Origin of the sequence: Pseudomonas sp. B1-22, assembly GCF_050474425.1 — a bacterium.
In the GTDB taxonomy this organism is placed as follows: Bacteria; Pseudomonadota; Gammaproteobacteria; order Pseudomonadales; family Pseudomonadaceae; genus Pseudomonas.
Map to the genome: position 1 here is coordinate 288,930 of NZ_JBCHVH010000005.1, position 21,045 is coordinate 309,974.

Annotated in this window: 15 protein-coding genes and 1 riboswitch; of the genes, 10 read left to right on the forward strand and 5 right to left on the reverse strand. The window is 68.0% G+C overall.

All coding sequences use genetic code 11. The features are described from left to right. Window positions 1-71: 71 nt before the first annotated feature. The 3 genes from ACQ5BL_RS20275 to ACQ5BL_RS20285 all read left to right on the forward strand — a co-directional run bounded on the left by ACQ5BL_RS20275 (window position 72) and on the right by ACQ5BL_RS20285 (window position 2,577). Window positions 72-611, forward strand: a complete 540-nt coding sequence (locus ACQ5BL_RS20275; RefSeq protein ID WP_207885519.1) for a PaaI family thioesterase — start codon at window positions 72-74, stop codon at window positions 609-611. Between the two features lie 27 nt (window positions 612-638). Beyond that, window positions 639-1,772, forward strand: coding sequence for a thiolase family protein (locus ACQ5BL_RS20280; protein WP_243808984.1), 1,134 nt, complete (start codon window positions 639-641; stop codon window positions 1,770-1,772). Window positions 1,773-2,010: 238 nt separating this feature from the next. After that, entirely contained in the window at window positions 2,011-2,577 is a 567-nt protein-coding gene (locus ACQ5BL_RS20285; RefSeq protein ID WP_243808983.1) for a TetR/AcrR family transcriptional regulator, read from the forward strand. Between the two features lie 453 nt (window positions 2,578-3,030). Here ACQ5BL_RS20285 and ACQ5BL_RS20290 read toward each other — a convergent pair whose 3' ends face one another. Further along, complete coding sequence (locus tag ACQ5BL_RS20290) at window positions 3,031-3,837, reverse strand: SDR family NAD(P)-dependent oxidoreductase (protein ID WP_243806736.1); 807 nt, start codon at window positions 3,835-3,837, stop codon at window positions 3,031-3,033. Window positions 3,838-4,232: 395 nt separating this feature from the next. After that, window positions 4,233-4,331: riboswitch (guanidine-I (ykkC/yxkD leader) on the forward strand. Window positions 4,332-4,391: 60 nt separating this feature from the next. On the opposite strand from ACQ5BL_RS20290, the gene ACQ5BL_RS20295 reads away from it, so the two are divergent. The 7 genes from ACQ5BL_RS20295 to atzF all read left to right on the forward strand — a co-directional run bounded on the left by ACQ5BL_RS20295 (window position 4,392) and on the right by atzF (window position 14,779). Beyond that, entirely contained in the window at window positions 4,392-5,456 is a 1,065-nt protein-coding gene (locus ACQ5BL_RS20295; RefSeq protein ID WP_243806738.1) for a putative urea ABC transporter substrate-binding protein, read from the forward strand. A 219-nt stretch (window positions 5,457-5,675) separates the two neighbouring features. Next, complete coding sequence (locus ACQ5BL_RS20300; protein ID WP_243806740.1) at window positions 5,676-6,491, forward strand: ABC transporter permease; 816 nt, start codon at window positions 5,676-5,678, stop codon at window positions 6,489-6,491. Next, window positions 6,488-7,291 (forward strand): ABC transporter ATP-binding protein, encoded by an 804-nt coding sequence (locus tag ACQ5BL_RS20305; RefSeq protein ID WP_243806742.1) that lies wholly within the window; start codon window positions 6,488-6,490, stop codon window positions 7,289-7,291. The genes ACQ5BL_RS20300 and ACQ5BL_RS20305 overlap by 4 nt, the downstream gene beginning before the upstream one ends. 10 nt (window positions 7,292-7,301) lie before the next feature. Then, entirely contained in the window at window positions 7,302-8,021 is a 720-nt protein-coding gene (locus ACQ5BL_RS20310) for an urea amidolyase associated protein UAAP1 (RefSeq protein WP_243806743.1), read from the forward strand. A gap of 11 nt (window positions 8,022-8,032) precedes the next feature. Further along, the gene (locus ACQ5BL_RS20315) at window positions 8,033-8,668 is read left to right on the forward strand and encodes an urea amidolyase associated protein UAAP2 (RefSeq protein WP_243806745.1); all 636 of its coding nucleotides are present in this window, start codon (window positions 8,033-8,035) and stop codon (window positions 8,666-8,668) included. 268 nt (window positions 8,669-8,936) lie between these two features. Then, on the forward strand, window positions 8,937-12,743 hold the full coding sequence (locus tag ACQ5BL_RS20320; protein WP_243806746.1) for a 5-oxoprolinase/urea amidolyase family protein: 3,807 nt from the start codon (window positions 8,937-8,939) through the stop codon (window positions 12,741-12,743). Between the two features lie 227 nt (window positions 12,744-12,970). Further along, window positions 12,971-14,779, forward strand: a complete 1,809-nt coding sequence (atzF, locus tag ACQ5BL_RS20325) for an allophanate hydrolase (protein ID WP_243806748.1) — start codon at window positions 12,971-12,973, stop codon at window positions 14,777-14,779. Window positions 14,780-14,867: 88 nt separating this feature from the next. Here the strand turns inward: atzF and ACQ5BL_RS20330 are convergent, their stop codons facing one another. From ACQ5BL_RS20330 to ACQ5BL_RS20345, 4 genes are read right to left on the reverse strand one after another with little or no spacing between them, the layout of a single operon-like run. Beyond that, the gene (locus tag ACQ5BL_RS20330; protein ID WP_207885531.1) at window positions 14,868-15,911 is read right to left on the reverse strand and encodes an HlyD family secretion protein; all 1,044 of its coding nucleotides are present in this window, start codon (window positions 15,909-15,911) and stop codon (window positions 14,868-14,870) included. Between the two features lie 7 nt (window positions 15,912-15,918). After that, complete coding sequence (locus ACQ5BL_RS20335; RefSeq protein ID WP_243806749.1) at window positions 15,919-18,024, reverse strand: TolC family protein; 2,106 nt, start codon at window positions 18,022-18,024, stop codon at window positions 15,919-15,921. 4 nt (window positions 18,025-18,028) lie between these two features. Then, on the reverse strand, window positions 18,029-19,357 hold the full coding sequence (locus ACQ5BL_RS20340; RefSeq protein WP_243806751.1) for a glycosyltransferase family 2 protein: 1,329 nt from the start codon (window positions 19,355-19,357) through the stop codon (window positions 18,029-18,031). 3 nt (window positions 19,358-19,360) lie between these two features. Further along, complete coding sequence (locus ACQ5BL_RS20345) at window positions 19,361-20,755, reverse strand: diguanylate cyclase domain-containing protein (protein WP_243806761.1); 1,395 nt, start codon at window positions 20,753-20,755, stop codon at window positions 19,361-19,363. Window positions 20,756-21,045: the final 290 nt, after the last annotated feature.

Here is a 21,045-nt window from a genome sequence, read left to right on the forward strand (position 1 = left end):
CGTCACTTATATGCTGATCGTCATTCAATGCTAGTATGACGGTCGTAATATTTGATTGCCGGAGCCTTGCGATGACCGAACTGACACTCACCCGTGAACAGAAGATTGCCGCCTGGGAAGCGGCGGCCACGCAGAGGCGCCAGTGCCTGGCCGAGCCCGGCGTGGTTTCGCTGCAGGAGTTGCGTGGCAAGACGCCCCAGGAATTCTTCGACGGTATTGGCGCTGGCGAACTACCCGCCCCGCCGATCAATGCGCTGATCGGCTTCGTCCCGCTGGAATGGGGCCAGGGCCGCTTCATCTTCCAGGGCACCCCGGACCTGCGCCACTACAACCCGCTGGGCACCGTGCACGGCGGCTACGCGGCGACTTTGCTGGATTCGGCCATGGGGTGCGCGGTGCACACCATGCTCGAACCGGGCCTGGGCTACACTACCACCGACCTGCGCATCAGCTACATCCGCGCGCTGACCCGTGACACCGGGCCGATCCGCGCCGAAGGCACACTGATCCATCTCGGCCGCTCCACCGCCCTGGCCGAGGGCCGCCTCTACGACGTGGACGGCCGCCTCTACGCCACCGGTTCCACCACCTGCCTGATCCTCGGGCGCTGACAGGCCATTCGTTGCAGGAGATCGACCATGACTTCCGTCGTCATTGCGGGTTATGCCCGCTCCCCCTTCCACTTCGCCAAGAAGGGCGCGTTGATCGACGTGCGCCCGGATGACCTCGCCGCGCAAACGGTGAAGGGCCTGGTCGCGCGCAGCGGCCTGGATGCCCGGCTGATCGAGGACCTGATCATGGGCTGCGCCTATCCCGAGGCCGAGCAGGGCATGAACCTGGCGCGCATTACCGGCTTCCTCGCCGGGCTGCCGGAGACGGTGGCCGGCGCCACGGTGAACCGCTTCTGCGGCTCGTCCATGACTGCCATCCACTTCGCTGCCGGGCAGATCCAGCTCGGCGCGGGCGATGCGTTCATCTGCGCGGGCGTGGAATCCATGACCCGCGTGCCCATGGGCGGTTTCAACGTCTCGCCCAACCCGCGCCTGCTGGCGGAGTTCCCGCAGGCCTACATGCCCATGGGGCAGACCGCCGAGATCGTCGCCGAACGCTTCGGCATCTCCCGCGATGATCAGGAGGCCATGGCGGTGGACTCCCACGCCAAGGCCGCGCGTGCCCGCGAACAGGGGAGGCTGGCCGCGGAGATCGTGCGGATCGACACGCCCAACGGCGTGGTCGGCGAAGACGGTTGCATCCGTCCCGGTACCAGCCTCGAAGCCCTGGCACAACTCAAGCCGGCCTTCGGCGGCAGCGTCACCGCCGGCACCGCCTCGCCACTCACCGACGGTGCAGCGGCAGTGCTGGTGTGCAGCGAGGCGTTCGCCCGTGAACACGGCTTGAATATCCTGGCGCGGATCAAGGCGGTTTCCGTGGTCGGTTGCCCGCCGGAAATCATGGGCATGGGCCCGCTCTACGCCACCCGCAAACTGCTCGAGCGCGCCGGCCTGCGCATGGCCGACATCGACCTCGTGGAAATCAACGAAGCCTTCGCCAGCCAGGCCCTGGCCTGCCTGCGCGGGCTGGAACTGGATATCGACCGGGTCAACCTGCACGGCGGCGCCATGGCCATCGGGCATCCGCTGGGCGCTACCGGCGCGCGGATCACCGGCAAGGCAGCGGCGCTGCTGAAGGAAAGCGGTGGGCGCTATGCGGTGGCGACCCAGTGCATCGGCGGTGGGCAGGGTGTGGCGACGCTACTGGAAGCCGTCCATTAACCTGTAGGAGCGCGCCATGCGCGCGAATCGCGGGCATGGCCCGCTCCTACGAGGGGACCTGGTATTGGGCGACGACATCGCGGACGGAGTCCGCTCCTACGCGGTCGGGAGGATCGTAGGAGCGGACTCCGTCCGCGATCATCTTTCCGTGCATGCCATGCCTGCTCCAGATCACCTACCCGCGCCCACCCTGCGTTAGAATGACAGCCAGCATTCCATGATCCGCAGGAGACCGGTCATGCGTTATTCCGAAGATCACAAGGCCCAGACCCGCGAGCGCATCATCAACGAGGCGGCGCAGCGATTCCGCAGCGAAGGCGTCGACGCCACCGGCCTGCAGACGCTTATGAAGGCACTGGGCCTGACCCACGGCGGTTTCTACGCGCATTTCAAGTCAAAGGACGAACTGGTGGAGATCGCCCTGCAACAGGCCGCCGAGCAACTGCGCCCGGTCGTCGACCAGCAATTCGCGAAGACCGACCCGCTGCCCGGCTTCATCGACCAGTACCTCTCCCCCGGCCACCGCAACACGCCCGGTAAGGGCTGCCCGCTGCCGACCATCTCGGCCGAACTGGGTGCACGCGGCCATGCAAGCGCCACCACCGACGCCATCGTCCAGGCGCGCATCGATGCCATCGAGAAGGCGCTGCCAAGCGAGCATGCCGACGACGAAAGCGTTGCCCTGCTCGCCACCCTGATCGGTGCGCTGGTGCTGTCGCGCAGCGTGGCTGACCCGGAGCTTTCCGACCGCATCCTGGAGAGCACACGCCGGCATCTGAAGCGGGAGATCGGGGCGGCGGAGTGAGCCGTTGATTGCCGCTGGAGCAGCAGCGGCAGACATCTGTAGGAGCAACTGTCTACTTCTGGACAGTCTGTGCCGGCGCGTTCCCCCTCACCCCAGCCCTCTCCCTCAGGGAGAGGGGGCAGACCGTGCCGGCTGAGACCGAGATTTCCTCCTGCACCGAACGGTCCCCTCTCCCCCTGGGAGAGGGTTAGGGTGAGGGCCGCCCCGAGCGCAGAGACATCTCGTAGGAGCGGACCTTGTCCGCGAAATCCATCGCGGCGGAACCGTCATTGTCCGGGAAGCACCTTGGCATGGCGCCCCCTGTCCAGAGCACCATCCTTCAGCGCCGGTGTGGCGGCGGGACTTCGCGGACAAGGTCCGCTCCTACGGTTGATTACCGGCCAATACGCAGCGCCCATAAAAAAGCCCCGGCACCAGGCCGGGGCAAGCGCTTTTCGCCACTCAACGAATCATTCAGTCGACCGCAATGCCGTAGCGCTCCGCCGGGGCGTTGCGCGACAGGTTCGGCGCCATCTTCAGCCGCGCGGCGGTGAAGGCTTCGAACTCGCCGGCATCCGGCAGCGCCGGCAGGGTCACCACTTCGCCCTGGGCCAGGCCCGCCAGTGCGGCATCCACCATGTGGTTCACGTCCATCAGCATTTCCGCCGGCAGCGCGGAGATGTCGGTGCCGGCGCGGTCCCAGATTTCGGTGCGGGTGGCGCCCGGCAGCACGGCCTGGATGCGCAGGCCCAGCGGCGCCAGTTCCTGCTGCATGGACAGGGTCAGGTTCAGCACGAACGCCTTGGTGGCGCTGTAGCTGCCGTTGAACAGTTCCGGCGCCAGAGCCAGCACCGACGCGACGTTGATGATGGTGCCGCGTCCGCGCCCGGCGAATGCCTTGGCGGCAGCGCCGGCCAGGCGCGCGGTGGCGGTGACGTTCAGTTCGATCATGCTTTCCAGGCGGTCCAGGTCGGTCTCCAGCAGGGTGCCGTTGAGCGCCACGCCGGCGTTGTTCAGCAGCAGGCTGATGCTCTCGTCCTCACCCAGGCGGGCCTCGACGCGGGCGCGGTCTTCCCTGCGGGTCAGGTCGGCCTTCAGTACCTGCACCGAGACGCCGTACTGCTCGCCCAGGCGTGCGGCCAGGGCGTCCAGGCGTTGCTGGTCACGGGCCACCAGCAGCAGGTCGTAGCCCTGGGCGGCGAGGCGCTGGGCGTAGGTGGCACCGATGCCGGAAGAAGCACCGGTGATCAGTGCGCGGCCCAGTTCGGATTTGGCATTCATGGTTCTTCTCCAGTGGGGCGAAGCGCCCGCATGCAAGGCTGGTCAGGGCCCGTGGGCCATGGGGAATGTCCGGCCCAATTGAATTACAGCCGTCATCTGAAGCTAGATATTATGCTCATAATATTATCTGTCAACACCGCTCATCCGAAGCCTGCGCATCACAGAAGATCGAAGGCCGCGCCCGGAGGCAACAACCGGGCTCCACAACAGACACGCACCAGAAAGCAGCGTCCCGCCTCATTTTTGAGCGCAGATCGTGCAAAAAAGGCCCATGAACCACCTGAGTTCATTGCAACGGCGCGAAAAATGGCGGCTCTCCGGAGTTGGCACGGCATTCGCTTTTAGCGATGCGTGCAGGAGTCATCCGGACCACCGGACAGCGGCACCACAATCTGACAATGGATGACTAGGGTTCCGGCTCGCGCGGCGAGTGACTGGTCCGAGAGTCATCGACCTCCAGCGAGGTTACACGGCGGGACAAAAGCCCGGGAGATGCGAGCGCCATCAGTGCCGCCCGACTCCTGCCCGCCCGACAACCGACCTGGAGATTGTCCATGCGCAAGCCCCTTCTGACCGCCCTGCTCGCCACCGGTCTCGTCGCCTTCAGCCTCGGCGCTTCCGCCGCCGCGAAGAACAGTTTCAACCTCTGCTGGACCATCTACGCCGGCTGGATGCCCTGGGAGTACGCGGCCAGCCACGGCATCGTCGACAAGTGGGCGAAGAAGTACGGCATCGAGATCAAGGTCACCCAGCTCAACGACTACATCGAGTCGATCAACCAGTACACCGCCGGGCAGTTCGACGGCTGCACCATGACCAACATGGACGCCCTGACCATCCCCGCCGCCGGCGGCGTGGACTCCACCGCGCTGATCGTCAGCGACTTCTCCAACGGCAACGACGGCATCGTCCTCAAGGGCGAAGGCAAGACCCTGGCCGACCTCAAGGGCATGAACGTCAACCTGGTGGAGCTCTCGGTCTCCCATTACCTGCTCGCCCGCGCGCTGGAAAACGCCCGCCTGACCGAGAAGGACGTGAAGACGGTGAACACCTCCGACGCCGACATCGCCGCCGCCTTCAACACCGACGAGGTGCAGGCGGTGACCACCTGGAACCCGATGCTCTCCGAGGCCCGCGCCAAGCCGGGCACCACCGAGGTGTTCAACTCCAGCCAGATCCCCGGCGAGATCATGGACATGATGGTGGTCAACAGCGCGGTACTCAAAGACAACCCTGCCCTGGGCAAAGCCCTCACCGGCGCCTGGTTCGAAACCGTGGCGCTGATGCAGGGCGACAGCGCCGAAAGCCGCGCTGCGCTGGAGCACATGGCCAAGGCCTCGGGCACCGACCTCGCCGGCTACCAGAGCCAGCTCGCCACCACCAAGCTCTTTGCCACCCCGCAAGAGGCGCTGGCCTTCGCAACCAGCCCGAAACTGCCGGCGACCATGGACAAGGTCGCGGCCTTCTCCTTCGCCCATGGCCTGCTCGGCGAGGGTGCGAAAAGCGCCGAAGCCGTCGGCATGAGCTTCGCCAAGGGCATCGCCACTGGCGATACGCAGAACCTCAAGCTGCGCTTCAACCCGACCTACGTGCAGATGGCGGCGGACGGGAAGCTCTGAACTCCGCACCGTTCCCACTCGTAGGGCGAATAACCGCTTGCGGTTATCCGCCGTCCGAACGCCACGGCGGATAACGCGTTCCGCGTTATGCGCCCTACGAATCTTGTAGGAGCGAGCTTGCTCGCGAACCGCATGACACCTGGGGTTCCAAGCGGAACTCCGTTCGCGAGCAAGCTCGCTCCTACAGAAAGCCCCTCCACCGACAGACAGGTACGAAACATGCGCCTGATCAACCGAACTCCCGACCGTGGCGGCCGCCTGTTCCTGGTGCTGCTGCCCTTCGCCCTGCTGCTGTTCGCCTACTTCGCAGGCTCCACGGCGCGGCTGGCGGAGAACCCCAACGACAAGCTGCTGCCCAGCGCCGCGCAGATGGCCGACGCGGTGAACCGCCTGGCCTTCAGCGAAGACAAGCGCACCGGCGAAGTGCTGTTCTGGCAGGACACCGGCGCCAGCCTCCAGCGCCTGGGCGTGGGCCTGTCCATCGCCGCCCTGCTCGGCCTGGTGCTGGGCATCGCCGCCGGCAGCGTGCCGCTGTTCGGCGCGCCGCTCTCGCCCTTGCTCACCGTACTGTCGATGATCCCGCCGCTGGCGATCCTGCCGGTGCTGTTCATCGTCTTCGGTCTCGGCGAGCTGTCCAAGGTGGTGCTCATCGTCATCGGCGTCGCCCCCTGCATTGCCCGCGACATCGAACAGCGCGCCCGGGAAATCCCCCGCGAGCTGCTGATCAAGGCGCAGACCCTGGGCGCCAGCACCTGGACGCTGATCCTGCGCGTGGTGCTGCCGCAACTGATGCCGCGCCTGCTGATCTCCCTGCGCCTGATGCTCGGCTCGGCCTGGCTGTTCCTCATCGCCGCCGAGGCCATCGCCTCCACCGACGGCCTGGGCTACCGCATCTTCCTGGTGCGCCGCTATCTCGCCATGGACGTGATCCTGCCCTACGTGGTGTGGATCACCGCGCTGGCCTGGCTGATGGACTGGGCCCTGCGCGCCCTCACCCGGCGTGCCTTCCCCTGGTACGAAGGAGGCAAGGCATGAGCTTTATCTCCGTCCGTAACGTCTGGCAGGAATACGACGGCAATATCGTGCTGGAGCGCCTGAATCTCGAGGTGAACGAAGGCGAATTCTGCACCCTGGTCGGCGCCTCCGGCTGCGGCAAGTCCACCTTCCTGCGCCTGCTGCTCGGCCAGGAACGACCCAGCCGTGGCGAACTGCTGCTCGAAGGCCGGCCGCTGGTGGGCGAGCCCGATCCGAGCCGTGGCGTGGTGTTCCAGCGCTACTCGGTGTTCCCGCACCTGTCCGTGCTCGACAACGTCGCCCTCGGCCTGGAACTGCCGCGCTCGCCGCTGCTCGGCCGGCTGTTCGGCAGCGCCAAGCGCGAGGCTCGCGAACAGGCTGCCGAACTGCTGCAGCGCGTCGGCCTCGACCATGCACTGCAGCAGTACCCGAGCGCCCTCTCCGGCGGCATGCAGCAACGCCTTGCGATTGCCCAGGCGCTGGTGATGAAGCCGCGCGTGCTGCTGCTCGACGAACCCTTCGGCGCGCTGGACCCGGGCATCCGCAAGGACATGCACGCCCTGCTGCTGGAGCTGTGGCAGGAAACCCGGCTCACCGTGTTCATGGTCACCCACGACCTCGCCGAGGGCTTCAGCCTGGGCACCCGCCTGCTGGTCTTCGACAAGGTCCGCCACGACCCGCAGGCGCCCAGCGCCTATGGCGCCCGCATCACCTACGACATCCCGCTCAACGCCGACCGCAAGGCCGCCCGCGCGGCCCTGCCCGAACCGCTCGCCAAGCGCCTGGAAACGGCCGCGCCGCTGCTCACGCCGGCCTACTGAGGAACCCGACATGAACGAACTGCGCACCACCCTTTACGAAGAAACCGTCCCCGGCGGCGGCCACACCTCCTTCGTCCTCAAGCGCGGCCAGCTGCTGCGCCTGACCGACATCGAAGGCGGCGGCAACGTCAGCCTGCTGCTGTTCAACGCCGCCGAGAAAAGCGAGCGGCTGAACCTGCCCGACAGCCTCAAGTGCCAGCACACCGCCAAGCTCACCGCCGGCCACTGCCTCTACTCGGACATGGGCCGCGTACTGGCCGCCATCACCGCCGACAGCTGCGGCTGGCACGACAGCTTCGGCGGCGTGCTGAACGCCGCCGAAGTGCAGGAGAAGTACGGCGCGGGCCGCTACCAGGAACTGCGCAACGGCTTCCACCGCAACGGCGCGGACAACCTGCTGGTGGAAATGGGCAAGTGGGACATGCGCCTGCAGGACCTGCTGATGTGCCTGAACCTGTTCAGCCGCGTGGACGTCGACGCCGACGGCTGCTTCCGCTTCGCCCAGGGCAACTCGAAAGCCGGCGACCATGTCGAGCTCTACGCGCCGATGGACACCCTCGTCGTGCTCACCGCCCTGCAACACCCGCTGGACCCGAACCCGAAGTACGCGCCCAAGCCCATCGGCCTGACCTGGCAGCAGGTCGCGTCGGACGGCATCAGCGTGCTCTGCCGCACCTCGCGCGCGGAGAACGGCCGCGGCTTCCATAACACCGAACGCCAGTACCTGTAAGGAGCGCGAGCATGCCCATCGTCCCCAGCGACAAACACCCCGAAGCCGCCGTCTCGCGCACCCTGATCCCGGCCGGCGAACCCAGCCTCACAGAGCTGAAGGCCGGGCAGACCCTGCGCATCCTCGACCTGGAAGGCAACCAGGCGGTGGACACGCTGTTCTTCAGCGCCGCCAACCCGCGCGAGCGCTACGACGTGCAGCGCACCCTGCGCAAGCAGGGGCAGGTCTACCTCAGCGCCGGCAGCGTGCTCTGGTCCAACCTCGGCAAACCGATGCTGACCATCACCGCCGACACCTGCGGCCGCCACGACACCCTTGGCGGCGCCTGCGCCCAGGAGAGCAACACCGTGCGCTACGCCCTGGACAAGCGCTACATGCATAGCTGCCGCGACAACTTCCTGCGCGCCAGCCTGCACGACGGCCGCCTGACCAAGGCCGACATCAGCCACAACATCAACTTCTTCATGAACGTGCCGGTCACCGCCGAAGGCGGGCTGACCTTCGAGGACGGCATCTCCGGCGCCGGCAAGTACGTCGAGCTGCTGGCGCACATGGACGTCATCGTCCTGATCTCCAACTGCCCGCAGCTCAACAACCCCTGCAACGGCTGGAACCCGACGCCGGCGGAGTTGCTGGTATGGGAGTGAAGCAGCCACAAGCGGCAAGCGGAAAGCTGCAAGCGTTGCGGCGCTGGCTCTTCCTCCTCAGCCAGAGCCGAAGTGCCCAGTGCAGTCCGACGCTCAGCGGCTCCCCTTGTAGGAGCGAGCTTGCTCGCGAACAGATCTCGTCCTAGCACCGGAGCTAGGCCGGGTTCGCGAGCAAGCTCGCTCCTACGAAGAGCACGTCACGCCACGGACGACCGTGGCGCACACCGAATGACGGCGGGACGGCCCGCCACCCCATGGGGACTTCCTCATGTTCGACAAGCTCCTGATCGCCAACCGCGGCGCCATCGCCTGCCGCATCCTGCGCACCCTGCGTGAGCTGCACGTAGAGGGCGTGGCCGTCTACTCCGAAGCCGACGCCGCCAGCCTGCACCTCCAGCAAGCCGACCAGGCCATCAGCCTCGGTGAGGGTCCTGCTTCCAGCACTTACCTGGTGGTCGAGAAGATTCTCCAGGCCGCCCGCGACAGCGGCGCGAAAGCGATCCACCCCGGCTACGGCTTCCTCTCCGAGAACGCCGCCTTCGCCGAAGCCTGCGAAGCCGCCAGCATCGCCTTCGTCGGCCCGACGCCGGAGCAGCTGCGCCTGTTCGGCCTCAAGCACACCGCCCGCGCGCTGGCCCGCGAACAGGGCGTGCCGATGCTCGAAGGCACCGACCTGCTGGAAGACATCGACGCCGCCCTGCGCGCCGGCGAACAGGTCGGCTACCCGGTGATGCTCAAAAGCACGGCCGGCGGCGGCGGCATCGGCATGCGCGTGTGCCGCTCGGCGGACGAGCTGCGCGACGCCTTCGATGCGGTGAAGCGCCTGGGGCAGAACAACTTCAGCGACTCCGGCGTGTTCATCGAGAAGTACATCCAGCGCGCCCGCCACCTGGAGGTGCAGGTGTTCGGCGACGGCCGGGGCGAGGTCATCGCCCTCGGCGTGCGCGACTGCTCGGTGCAGCGGCGCAACCAGAAAGTTCTGGAAGAAACCCCGGCGCCCAACCTGCCCGCCGGCATGGCCGAAGCCCTGTGCGCGGCGGCGATCCAACTGGCGAAAGCGGTCAGCTACCGCAGCGCCGGGACCGTGGAATTCGTCTACGACAGCGAGGCGCAGCGCTTCTACTTCCTCGAAGTGAACACCCGCCTGCAGGTGGAGCATGGCGTCACCGAACAGGTCTGGGGCGTCGACCTGGTGCGCTGGATGATCGAACTGGCCGCCGGCGACCTGCCGCCCCTGGCCGAACTGGCAGCAACGCTGAAACCCAGCGGCCACGCTATCCAGGCGCGCCTCTACGCGGAGGACCCGGGCCGCGACTTCCAGCCCTGCCCCGGCCTGCTCACCGCCGTGCAGTTCCCGAAGGCGGACGGCAAGGCGCTGCGCATCGACACCTGGGTCGAGGCCGGCTGTGAGATTCCGCCTTACTTCGACCCGATGATCGCCAAGCTCATCGCCTGGGCGCCAACCCGAGAACAGGCCAGCGCCGGCCTCGACCGCGCGCTCGCTGACAGCCAGCTCTACGGCGTGGAATGCAACCGCGACTACCTGCGGCAGATCCTCGCCGACGCGCCCTTCGCCAGCGGCTCGCCCTGGACCCGCTGCCTGGAAGGCCTGCGCTATCGCGCGCAAACCTTCGAAGTGCTCAGCGCCGGCACCCAGACCAGCGTGCAGGATCACCCTGGCCGCCTCGGCTACTGGGCGGTGGGCGTGCCGCCATCCGGGCCGATGGACGACCGCGCGCTGCGCCTGGGCAACGTCCTGCTGGGCAACCCCGAAGGCGCCGCCGCGCTGGAAATCACCATGAGCGGCCCGACCCTGCGCTTCAACACCGACGCGGTGGTGGCCGTCACCGGCGCGGCGCTGCCGATCAGCCTGGACGGCGTCGAGCAGCCGATGGACACCTCGCTGTTCATCCCTGCCGGTTCCACCCTCAGCCTCGGCACCGTCGGCGGCGCCGGCGCGCGCAGCTACCTGTGCCTGCGCGGTGGCCTGCAGGTGCCGGACTACCTGGGCAGCAAGAGCACCTTCACCCTCGGCCAGTTCGGCGGCCACGGCGGCCGTGCCCTGCGTGCCGGCGATGTGCTGCACCTGGCGGAACTGGCAGACGAGCGTCACGGCGCCAGCCTGCCGCCGGAGCTGCGCACCGAGCTGCCGGCCGTGCGGAAAATCCGCGTGATCTACGGCCCCCACGGCGCGCCGGAATACTTCACCCCGGCCTACATCGAGACCTTCTTCGCCACCGACTGGGAAGTGCATTTCAACTCCAGCCGCACCGGCGTGCGCCTGATCGGCCCGAAGCCGGAGTGGGTGCGCGAGAGCGGCGGCGAGGCCGGCCTGCACCCGTCGAACATCCACGACAACCCCTACGCCATCGGCGCGGTGGACTTCACCGGCGACATGCCGGTGATCCTCGGCCCGGACGGCCCGAGCCTGGGCGGCTTCGTCTGCCCGGTGACGGTGATCGAGGCCGATCTCTGGCAGCTCGGCCAGCTCAAGGCCGGGGACAAGGTGCGGTTCCTGCCCGTCGACATCTCCACCGCCCGCACCCTTGCGGCTTTTCGTAGGACCGAGGGGGGCGCCTTAGCCCTTGCTCGCGAACCGCATGTCACCGGATTGCCAAGTGGAACTCCGTTCGCGAGCAAGCTCGCTCCTACAGGTCAGGCGAACCGCGACGCTGCCGGTTTCCCCTCACCCCAACCCTCTCCCAAAGGGAGAGGGGGCAGTGCGGAGTTGCCGGCAAATACCGTGCTACCCGGCCACGCGGACAGCTCCCTCTCCCGCTTGCGGGAGAGGGCGGGGGGTGAGGGCAGCCCGAGCGCCAGTCTCACCTCCCCCATCGTCCTCGACCTCGGCCAGGACGACACCCGCCTGGTCGCCCGCCTCTCCGGCGACACCCATCTGCTGCTGGAAATCGGCCAGCCCGAGCTGGACCTGGTCCTGCGCTTCCGCGCCCACGCGCTGATGCAGGCGCTGGAAGCGAAGGCGCTGGCCGGCGTGGTCGACCTCACCCCCGGCATCCGCTCGCTGCAGGTGCACTACCAGCCGGAAACCCTGCCGCTGCAAAGCCTGCTGGAAACCGTCGCCGGGCTGTGGGACGCCGTCTGCGCCGCGCAGGATCTCAAGGTGCCGTCGCGCGTCGTGCACCTGCCGCTGTCCTGGGACGACCCGGCCTGCCAGTTGGCCATCGAGAAGTACATGACCACCGTGCGCAAGGACGCGCCCTGGTGCCCGAGCAACCTGGAGTTCATCCGCCGCATCAACGAGCTGCCGGACCTGGAGGCGGTGTACCGCACCGTGTTCGAGGCCAGCTACCTGGTGATGGGCCTGGGTGACGTCTACCTCGGCGCGCCGGTGGCCACGCCGCTGGACCCGCGCCACCGCCTGGTGACCACCAAGTACAACCCGGCACGCACCTGGACCGCGGAAAACTCCGTGGGCATCGGCGGCGCCTACATGTGCGTCTACGGCATGGAAGGCCCCGGCGGCTACCAGTTCGTCGGCCGCACCCTGCAGATGTGGAACCGCTACCGCGAGGTCGCGGCGTTCGACGGCAAGCCCTGGCTGCTGCGCTTCTTCGACCAGGTGCGGTTCTATCCGGTGTCCGCCGAGGAACTGCTGCGCATCCGCCGCGACTTCCCGCTGGGCCGCTACCCCCTGCGCATCGAGCACAGCGAGCTGCGCCTGGCCGACTACCAGCAGTTCCTCGCAGAGGAAGCCGAGAGCATCGCCGCTTTCCGCAGCCACCAGCGCGCGGCCTTCGATGCCGAGCGCGAACGCTGGATCGCCTCCGGCCAGGCGCACTTCGAGAGCGACGAAGCCGCCGTCGACAGCGGCGAGGACGCCCCGCTCGGTGCCGGCCAGCACGCCGTCGAGAGCCACATCGCCGGCAACCTCTGGCAGGTGCAGGTGGAGGCCGGCGCCAGCGTGAAGGCCGGCGACATTCTGGTGATCCTCGAGTCCATGAAGATGGAAATCCCCCTCACCGCCCCGCGCGACGGCGTGGTGCGCGAGGTCCGCGTGCAGCCCGGCTCGCCGGTGCGTGCAGGGCAACGGGTGGTGGTGATGGAAGAAGCCTGAACAGGTCTGCCCAGAGCACAGAGCCCCTCACCCCAGCCCTCTCCCGCGTGCGGGAGAGGGGGACGTTCGGAGCGGGCGGGAGCATTCGATTCACCCTGAATCCACGGCCCAGCCTGTGGATTGAACTCGACATCACGCCGGACTGCTCTTCCCCCTCTCCCTCCGGGAGAGGGCCGGGGTGAGGGCAAGCCGAGCGAATAACTGACAGGCCCCAAGGAACCCCAACCATGCCCACCACCTTCGACCTCCGCCCCGCCACCCTGCGCGCCGCCTACCGCGAAGGCCGCACCACGCCGCGCCAGCTGATCGCCGCTCTGCGCAACAAGGCCGCCGCGCTGAACCCCGACTACCGCCTGTTCATCCACCTGCTGAGCCCGGAAGAACTGGAGCCTTACTTCGCCGCGCTGGACGACCAGTCGCCGGATAAACTCCCGCTCTTCGGCATCCCCTTCGCCATCAAGGACAACATCGACCTCGCCGGCATCCCCACCACCGCCGCCTGCCCGGCCTACGCCTACACGCCGGAGACATCCGCGACGCTGGTGCAACAGCTGATCGACCTGGGCGCCATCCCGCTGGGCAAGACCAACCTCGACCAGTTCGCCACCGGCCTCAACGGCACCCGCTCGCCCTACGGCGAATGCCGCAACAGCGTGCTGCCGGAGTACCCGTCGGGCGGCTCCAGCGCCGGTTCCTCGCTGGCCGTGGCGCTGGGCGTGGCGAGCTTCGCCCTGGGCACCGACACCGCCGGCTCCGGCCGCGTGCCGGCGGCGCTCAACGGCCTGCTGGGGCTCAAGCCGAGCAAGGGCCTGCTGTCCAATACCGGCCTGGTGCCGGCCTGCCGCACCCTGGACTGCATCACCTACTTCACCGCCAGCGCCGCCGAGGCCAGCGAGCTGCTCGCCCTCACCGCCCGCCTCGACCCGCAGGACGGCTACAGCCGCGCCAACCCCGCCTGGAACGACGCCAGCGCCTTCGGTGCGCCCAGGCCCTTCCGTTTCGGCGTGCCCCGCGCCGGGCAGCTGGAGTTCTTCGGCTGCCATGAAGGCCCGGTGCTGTTCACCGACGCAATCGACCAGCTCAGAGCGCTGGGCGGCGAGGCGCGGGAAATCGACTTCGCGCCCTTCCTCGAAGCCGCGCGTCTGCTCTACGAAGGCCCCTGGGTGGCCGAGCGCTACAGCGTGGCCGGAGAGCTGATCGAGCACGATCCTAAAGCCGTGCTGCCGGTGATCCGCGATGTGCTGGCGAAAGCGCCCGCCTCCACCGCCGTGGAGACATTCCGCGCGCAGTACCGGCTGCAGGAACTCAAGGCGCAGTGCGACGCGATCCTCGCCGACCTCGACTGCGTGCTGACCCCCACCATCGGCCGCCCGGTGACGCTGGACGAGCTGCACGCCGAGCCGGTGAAGCGCAATTCCGAGCTGGGCTACTACACCAACTTCATGAACCTGCTGGACTACGCCGCCGTGGCCGTGCCCAGCGCGATCATGGACAACGGCCTGCCCTGGGGCGTGACCCTGTTCGGCCGCGCCTTCACCGACCAGTACCTGCTCGGCATGGCCGACGCCCTGCAGCGCCTGCACAACCTGCCGCTCGCCGGCGGCAACGCCGTCGCGCCCTCCTCCTCCGCCACCCCTGCGCGCAACGACCGCGCGCGCCTGGTGGTGTGCGGCGCGCACCTCGACGGCCTGGCGCTGAACGGGCAACTGCGCCAGCGCGGCGCCCGCCTGCTGCGCGCCACCCGCAGCGCGCCGGCCTACAAGCTCTACGCCCTGGCCGGCGGCCCGCCGCTGCGCCCCGGCATGCTGCGCGTGGCCGAAGGCGGCGTGGCGATCGAGGTGGAAGTCTGGGAGCTGCCCAGCGCCGAGCTGGGTTCCTTCCTCACCGGCATCCCGGCGCCGCTGGGACTGGGCAAGGTGCAACTGGAGGATGGCAGTTGGGAGACCGGCTTCATCTGCGACGCCTGGGGCCTGGACGGCGCCGAAGACATCAGCCGCTTCGGCGGCTGGCGAGCGTGGCTGACAAATCGCGGCTGAGGTTCGCTTTCGCGACGTCGCCACAGGCTCGCACTGCCGACCCGTTGCGGGCCGGCATGCAACGCCGGAGGGGGTAGCCCCGGCCGGTTTACTCCTGGACCGCCCAGCGGTTGAGCCAGCTCCAGCGGTGCGGGAAGCGTGCCTTCAGGCCCAGGCGGTCGACGCGCCAGAAGGCCGGCCACTCATCGCCCTTGACCCGTGCCAGCAGGCGCAGGTTGCGGTTGGGGGCGCTGAAGGCCTCGCGCAGTTCCACCGGCACCGGGGCCGCATCCTCCACCATGCGCACCACCTCCGCCTGCAGCCATTTGCCGTCAGGCAGGCGCACGCGGAACGGCTGGCCGGGCGACGCGTATTCGGCGAAGCGCGGATCGAGGTAGATCCAGATTTCGGCGTCGCCCAGGCGCTGCAGGCGCATCAGCAAAGTGCCGGGACCGACGTTCTCGCCCTCGCCCACCATGACTTCGCTGATGACCCCGGAGTCGCTGGCCTTGAGCTCCAGCCCTTGCAGGCGCGCCTGCAGCCAGTCACTTTCCAGCCGGCGCTGGCGATCCAGGGTGTCGTCCCCCGGCTGCGACTCGCGCCGGTCGAACTCCACCAGGTCGCGCTGGCGGCGGTCACGCTCGTCCTGGGCCTGTTGCACTTCGCCCCGGGTCGCCGCGCCGGCGGCGAGCAGGCCGCGCAGTTGCTGCAGGCGGCTGTCAGCGCTATTGAGCAGGCGTACCAGCGGCTCGCGCTCGCGTTCGCTGAGGGTCCGACGCCCCGGTGCCGCAGGTGTCGCCTTGGCAGGGTCGGCCAGCAGGGCCAGGCGCGAGCGCCATTCGGGGTTGTCCATCTGCATCAGCAACTGGCCGGCCTGCACCTTGTCGCCGGGGCGAACCAGTATCTTCGCCACCTGCCCCGCCTCCCGTGCGCGCAATTCGCTGGACGGCAGGTGCAGCTGCGCGGGGGCCTCGATCAGCCAGAGGCCGAGCATTTCGCGCCCCACCAGGAACAGCAGCGGGCTGGTCACCACGAACAGGATCAGATACCAGCGCAGCTTGAACGCCATGCGTTTGCCCGGCGCGTAAAGCACCTTGAGGCCCTGGTCCTGGGTGGGCTGTTGTTCCTTGGGGCTGGAGAATCGAATCTTCATGGGATGCTCAATGCGGGTAATGGGACCAATCTTGCCAATCGATGCCGGAGACTCCGGCCGCCTGCAGGCGCGTGCGCCAGCGCTCCACCTGCTGCTGCAGCTGGACGCCCGACGCCCCGGCCCAGGACTCCTCGGCCGACAGTTGCGGCTCGACGCTCTGCGCCAGCCGGAATCGCAGCGCCGGCCAACGCCGGGCGATGGACGCCGCAAGGTCCGCGCTGCGTTCGGGGTTACGGGTGTAGATCATCAGGCTGACCTGTTTCACGCCGCGTCCGGGCAAGGCACAGGGCACGCACGGGCCACCATGGGACTCGGCGAACCAGCGCGGGTGGCTGGACAGTTCCAGCGGCCAGTAATTGAGCTGAGCGACGGCGCCCGTGGTATCCAGCCAGTCCTGCAGACGGCTGTCGGGTACCGGCCAGCCGAGCTGCTCGACCTCCAGGTCCAGGTGCACGGCGTCGAATCGCACATCGCGAAGCTGGCCGAGCAGCGCCAGCAGGTCCTTGCGCCCATCGGCCGACAGCCACGCCGGGTCGCCCAGCAGCAGGACGACCTGCATGCCCTGGGCACGGGCATCGGCAAGGGTGCCGTCGAGCTGCTTGCGCAGGGCCGGGATATCCGCCACCTGACGCGCGTCGAGCCCGACATACAGGCGCTGCATACCGGCGCCGCGCAGCGCCTTCAGCTCGGCACGGCGGGTATCGGGCTGCAACAGGGCCTGGCTCTTCCACAGGTACACGCCCTGGTTCCAGGCCGCGTCCCGCGACGGGTTAGCCTTGCTCGGGGCGTTGCCTCCGGTCTTCGCCTGGGCGCCTGCCGGCGGCTGCCAGCCGAGCGTCTGCACGCCGAGCAGCGGGCTCAGGGCCTGGTCATCGTCGACGAACATGCGCAGGGCGGCTTCGCGCAACCAGGCGGCATGCCACGCGGCAATCAGGCGCATGCCGTTGTCGTAGCGCTCCAGCTCCACCGCCTGCACCTCGGCCAGCGAGCCTTCGGCCGAACGATCCGCACGCAGGCGCTGCTCGCGCAGGGCCACCGACGAGACGGCCAGTTGCTCGCGCTCGCGCTCCAGGTCCTCCACCGCCCGCCGCTGGTCCTGCAGGGCCTTGCCCAGGGCTTGCAGCAACTGCTGGCGCTCGGCGCCCAACCGGGCCAGGGCGGCCTGATGGCGTGCCTCCCCTTCCCGCCCACGGGCCTGGCCGTAGGACATCAGGTCGAAGGGCGTGGAGAAGTTGAGGCTGGCGACCAGCCCATTACCGGTACTGGTGGCTCCGCTGCGGTCCTCGAAGCTCTGCCCGACGCTGAAGCTGGAATCGATGCTGTCGTACCAGGGCGACTTGCGGTTCTGCTCGGCCTGGCGCAGTTCATCCTTGCGCTCCTGCAGGCGTGGATGGCCTTCCAGTGCCTGGCGCCAGCTGGTCAGGGGCTGCACCTGTTCCGCCAGCGCTTCCGCCTGGGCCTGCTGACTGGGGGTGATATCCAGACCGGAGAGTTCGGCCAGGCTGGCGCGGGTATCATCCATCATCCGCGAGCTGGAGGCACAACGGCGCTGCAGGGACTGCCAGCGGCCGTCGAGCAGTTGCGCCTGGGACGGCAACAGCCAGCCCTGGCGCTGACGCAGGGCCAGGCGCTCGCGGGCGCTCGCCGCGTCGGGCAGCAGGGCCTGGCACCAGCGGTTTTCCTCTTCCGCGCGCCACCAGTCGGCATAGGCGCTGCGCAGCGCCAGCCGCTGCTCGGCCTTCTGCAGCAGGCGGCGGGAGCGCTGCCGCTGCTGGTCGAGCTCGACCGCGGATACCGCCTGCATCTGCCGCCGCAGGCTGCCCAGCAAGGGGTGGCGCAGGCCCAGCGCGAGGCTGCGGCCGTAGTAGGTGTCGATCACGTCTTCGGTCACCAGCTCGCGGTAGTGCCCGGCGCTGCCCGCGCCGTACCACTGCCAGCCCGCCTCGGCCTCACGCTGCTCCTTGAGCGCGTCCAGGGCCCGCAGGTCGGCGGCATTGGCTTGCAGCACGGCACTGTCGTCGGCGCTGTCGAGCACCCGCGACAACGGCAGCACGTCGGCCCGGGACAGGCCGGCAGCCAGCAGCAGGGAACCCAGTAGCAGGGATCGCATCATCAAATCAGAACCTCTTTGCCTTACGCAGCACCCACCAGGGCGCCATGCTGGTTTCTTCATGGCCGCGGCGCAGTGCCTCGTTGAGCATGGCCACGGCGCTCCACAGGCGCATGACCAGCATGAACAGGGGGAAGACGAAGACCACCGGGAACAGTTTCAGGTCCTGGCGCGGACGCTCGGAAACCAGCACCAGCATGGCCAGGTACAGGAGCAGGGTCATGCCCAGGTAGACCAGGTAGATCAGCGACGCCAGCGCCAGGAAGCGCGGCAAGGGCACGACCAGGGGGCCTATCACGCAGTAGCCGAAGATGATGAACGGCAGCACCAGCTGGAAGAAGAAGCCGGTGACCAGCGTCATCAGGAAGTTCGGCCAGCCCAGCAGGCGCGGGTTGAAGCTGTGGCGATGCTTGCGGATGTACAGGAAGTACAGGTCGCCATCCCAGCGCAGCCGCTGCTGGAGGAACTGCAGGAACTTCACCGGCGCGTCGGTATGGCCGATGGCGCCGGGCTCGAACGGGATGCGCAGGGGCCGGCGGCCGAAGTAGTTCTTGATCCGCAGGGTGATGTCCAGGTCTTCGGCCGTGTGGGTGTCCCAGCCGCCGATCTTGTCGAGGAAGCTGCGGCGGAACGCGCCGAAGGCACCGGACACGTTGTTCACCAGGTTCCATTCGCTCAGGCCGATCTTGGCCATGTGGATCGACAGCTGGTACTCCAGCGCCTGCATGGCCGTGGTCAGCGACGCCCAGGCATTGCGCACCCGCAGGCTGCCCGCCACCGCCGGCACATCCGGGTCGGCGAAATGGCGGACCATGCGGCTGACCATGTCGTTGTCGAACGAAGTGTCGCCGTCTAGCGCCATGATCACCTCGCCCGTGCAGTGCGCCAGGCCCGCGTTGAGCGACGACACCCGGCCGCCGCGCTGCCACTTGGCGATCGGCCGCAGCAGGCGCCGCGGGTGCAGCGTCGGGTCGACGCGGAAGTCCCGCACCGCCTGCATGGTCGGCTTGTTGACCGCCGCGCCGTCGACCACCGGGATCATCTCGATGTAGCCCGGATAGGTCTGCTCGCACAGGCTCAGCAGGGTCTTCTGGACGTCGAGTCCTTCGCTGTAGCAGGTGATGATGCACGACACCCGCGGGCGGAAGCCGTTGTCCTTGGGCAGCTCGAACGGCTTGCGCATGAACCAGCGCAGCACGCCGATCAATACCATCAGGTTGAGCGGCACTTCCAGCAACAGGAAGGCCGGCAGCAACATGAAGGCGGCCTGGAAGAACCCGTCGCTACGGGCGAACTCCCCGAGCAGCAACAACCATTGTTCGATGAACGCTTCCATGCTTCAGCCCAGTTGTCCCCCCAGTCGGGCCAGCAGCAAGGCAGCGTCTTCCTGCTCCAGCTGGTCGTCCGGCGCGGTGAAGCCCGCCAGGCGCACCTCGATGCGCGTCGCTCTCTCCAGGGTCAGGCGCTCGGCCCCCTTGGCCAGGCGCTGGCGCACCACTTCCAGGCCGGCGGCGTCGGTTTGAGGCATGAGCACCCAGAGCACTTCTTCGCTCATGCGCGAGCAGCGGTCGGTCTCGCGCACGGCTTCCTGCAGGCGCTCCACCAATCCGTCCACCAGGGCGTGGCCACGCATCTCGCCCAGTTCCGCGAGGGTTTCCAGCAGGTTGACGAAGCGCAGTCCGAGCAGCGAGAACGGCGGGTTGCGGTGGCGCGCGGTCAGTTGCAACTGCCAGGTGAGCAGCTCCAGGAAGGCCTGGCGCGGCAACAGGCTGAGGCTGCCGAATCGCTCCATGTTCGCCGAGGTGGCGGCGAAGCCCTCGCGGCAGCGCAGGCGCCCGGCTTCGGCAATGCGGAAATGACGCACCTCGCGCACCCGCAACTTGTCCGGCTCATGGTGCTGCCCGCAATCCAGGCAGCGCGCGTCCACGGCGGCGTCGACGAAGAACGCCTGGCAGCTGCGGCAGCGGTAGTTCTCCAGCGGGCGGTCGTAGTCGCTGCCGATGTGGCGCAGACGGGTCAGGCAGTTCGGGCACATCAGCAAGCCGTCCTTGAGGAAGTGCTCCTGAGGGCCGACGTGACCGCAGGTGAAGCAATGCAGCGACGGCTGGCGGCCGATATCCAGGGCGTGGCATTCCGGGCACACGTCCACGTAGTTCAGGCGGCCCGAACCACAACTGGTGCACAGGCGCAGGCGGTCCAGCAGTTCGCCTTCCTCCAGCCAGCCCTGCTGGCCCATCAGCTGCAGCCAGGAGAAGGGATTGACCTCCTCGCTGTCGCTCAGGGCTTCGAGGATCGGGTAGCGGTAATGCTGGGGTACGGAGGTATCGCGCACCGCGTGCACGTCGCCGCGCGAGCGCAGCCAGAGCCAGGCCAGCACGCGCTCCTCGAAGCGCGCGGGCGCCTGTCCCTGGTTGAACAGGCTGAAACGCTCGCGCCACAGGCGCCAGAGCGGCGTGATGGCGCCAGTGTCGGCGGGCGGCGCACCATCGCTCAGCGCAACGCACCAGGGGTCAAGATCCTGGCAGCAATAGATCAGCGCGAAGCGATAGCGCGGATCCTGGCGCAGGCTGCGGAGCATCTGTCCGGCCTGGGCGCCAGGCATGTCGAGGAGCAGAACATCGTAGGTCGATGCCGACTGCAGGCTGGCCAGATCGGCGAAATGATCCAGCTCAGCGCCGCTGTAGCGGGAAGAAGGGGTGCCAACAACTGCGGCCAGGGGTGACGCGGTATTCATGAAAAATCTCTGCGAGTTGTCCTTAACCTGGCAGTCAATCATAGCAAAAACACATCAGGGGCGCGGCGTTAATTTGTCGCAGCAATTGTAAAACGGTATTTTTCGCCAGATTATTGGCGGTAATTTACCGTCATACAACACTGACTCTAGCGCGCTGTCACCTGATACGACGCGCCTTCCGCAGCCTCTTGCGCTGTATCCAGCACAGGCGAGAGTTCACGAGCGGCGGCTGCCAGAGACCATCCAGCACTTTAGATTGTCCATTCTAGACGGCCAGCGCGAGGCTGCTA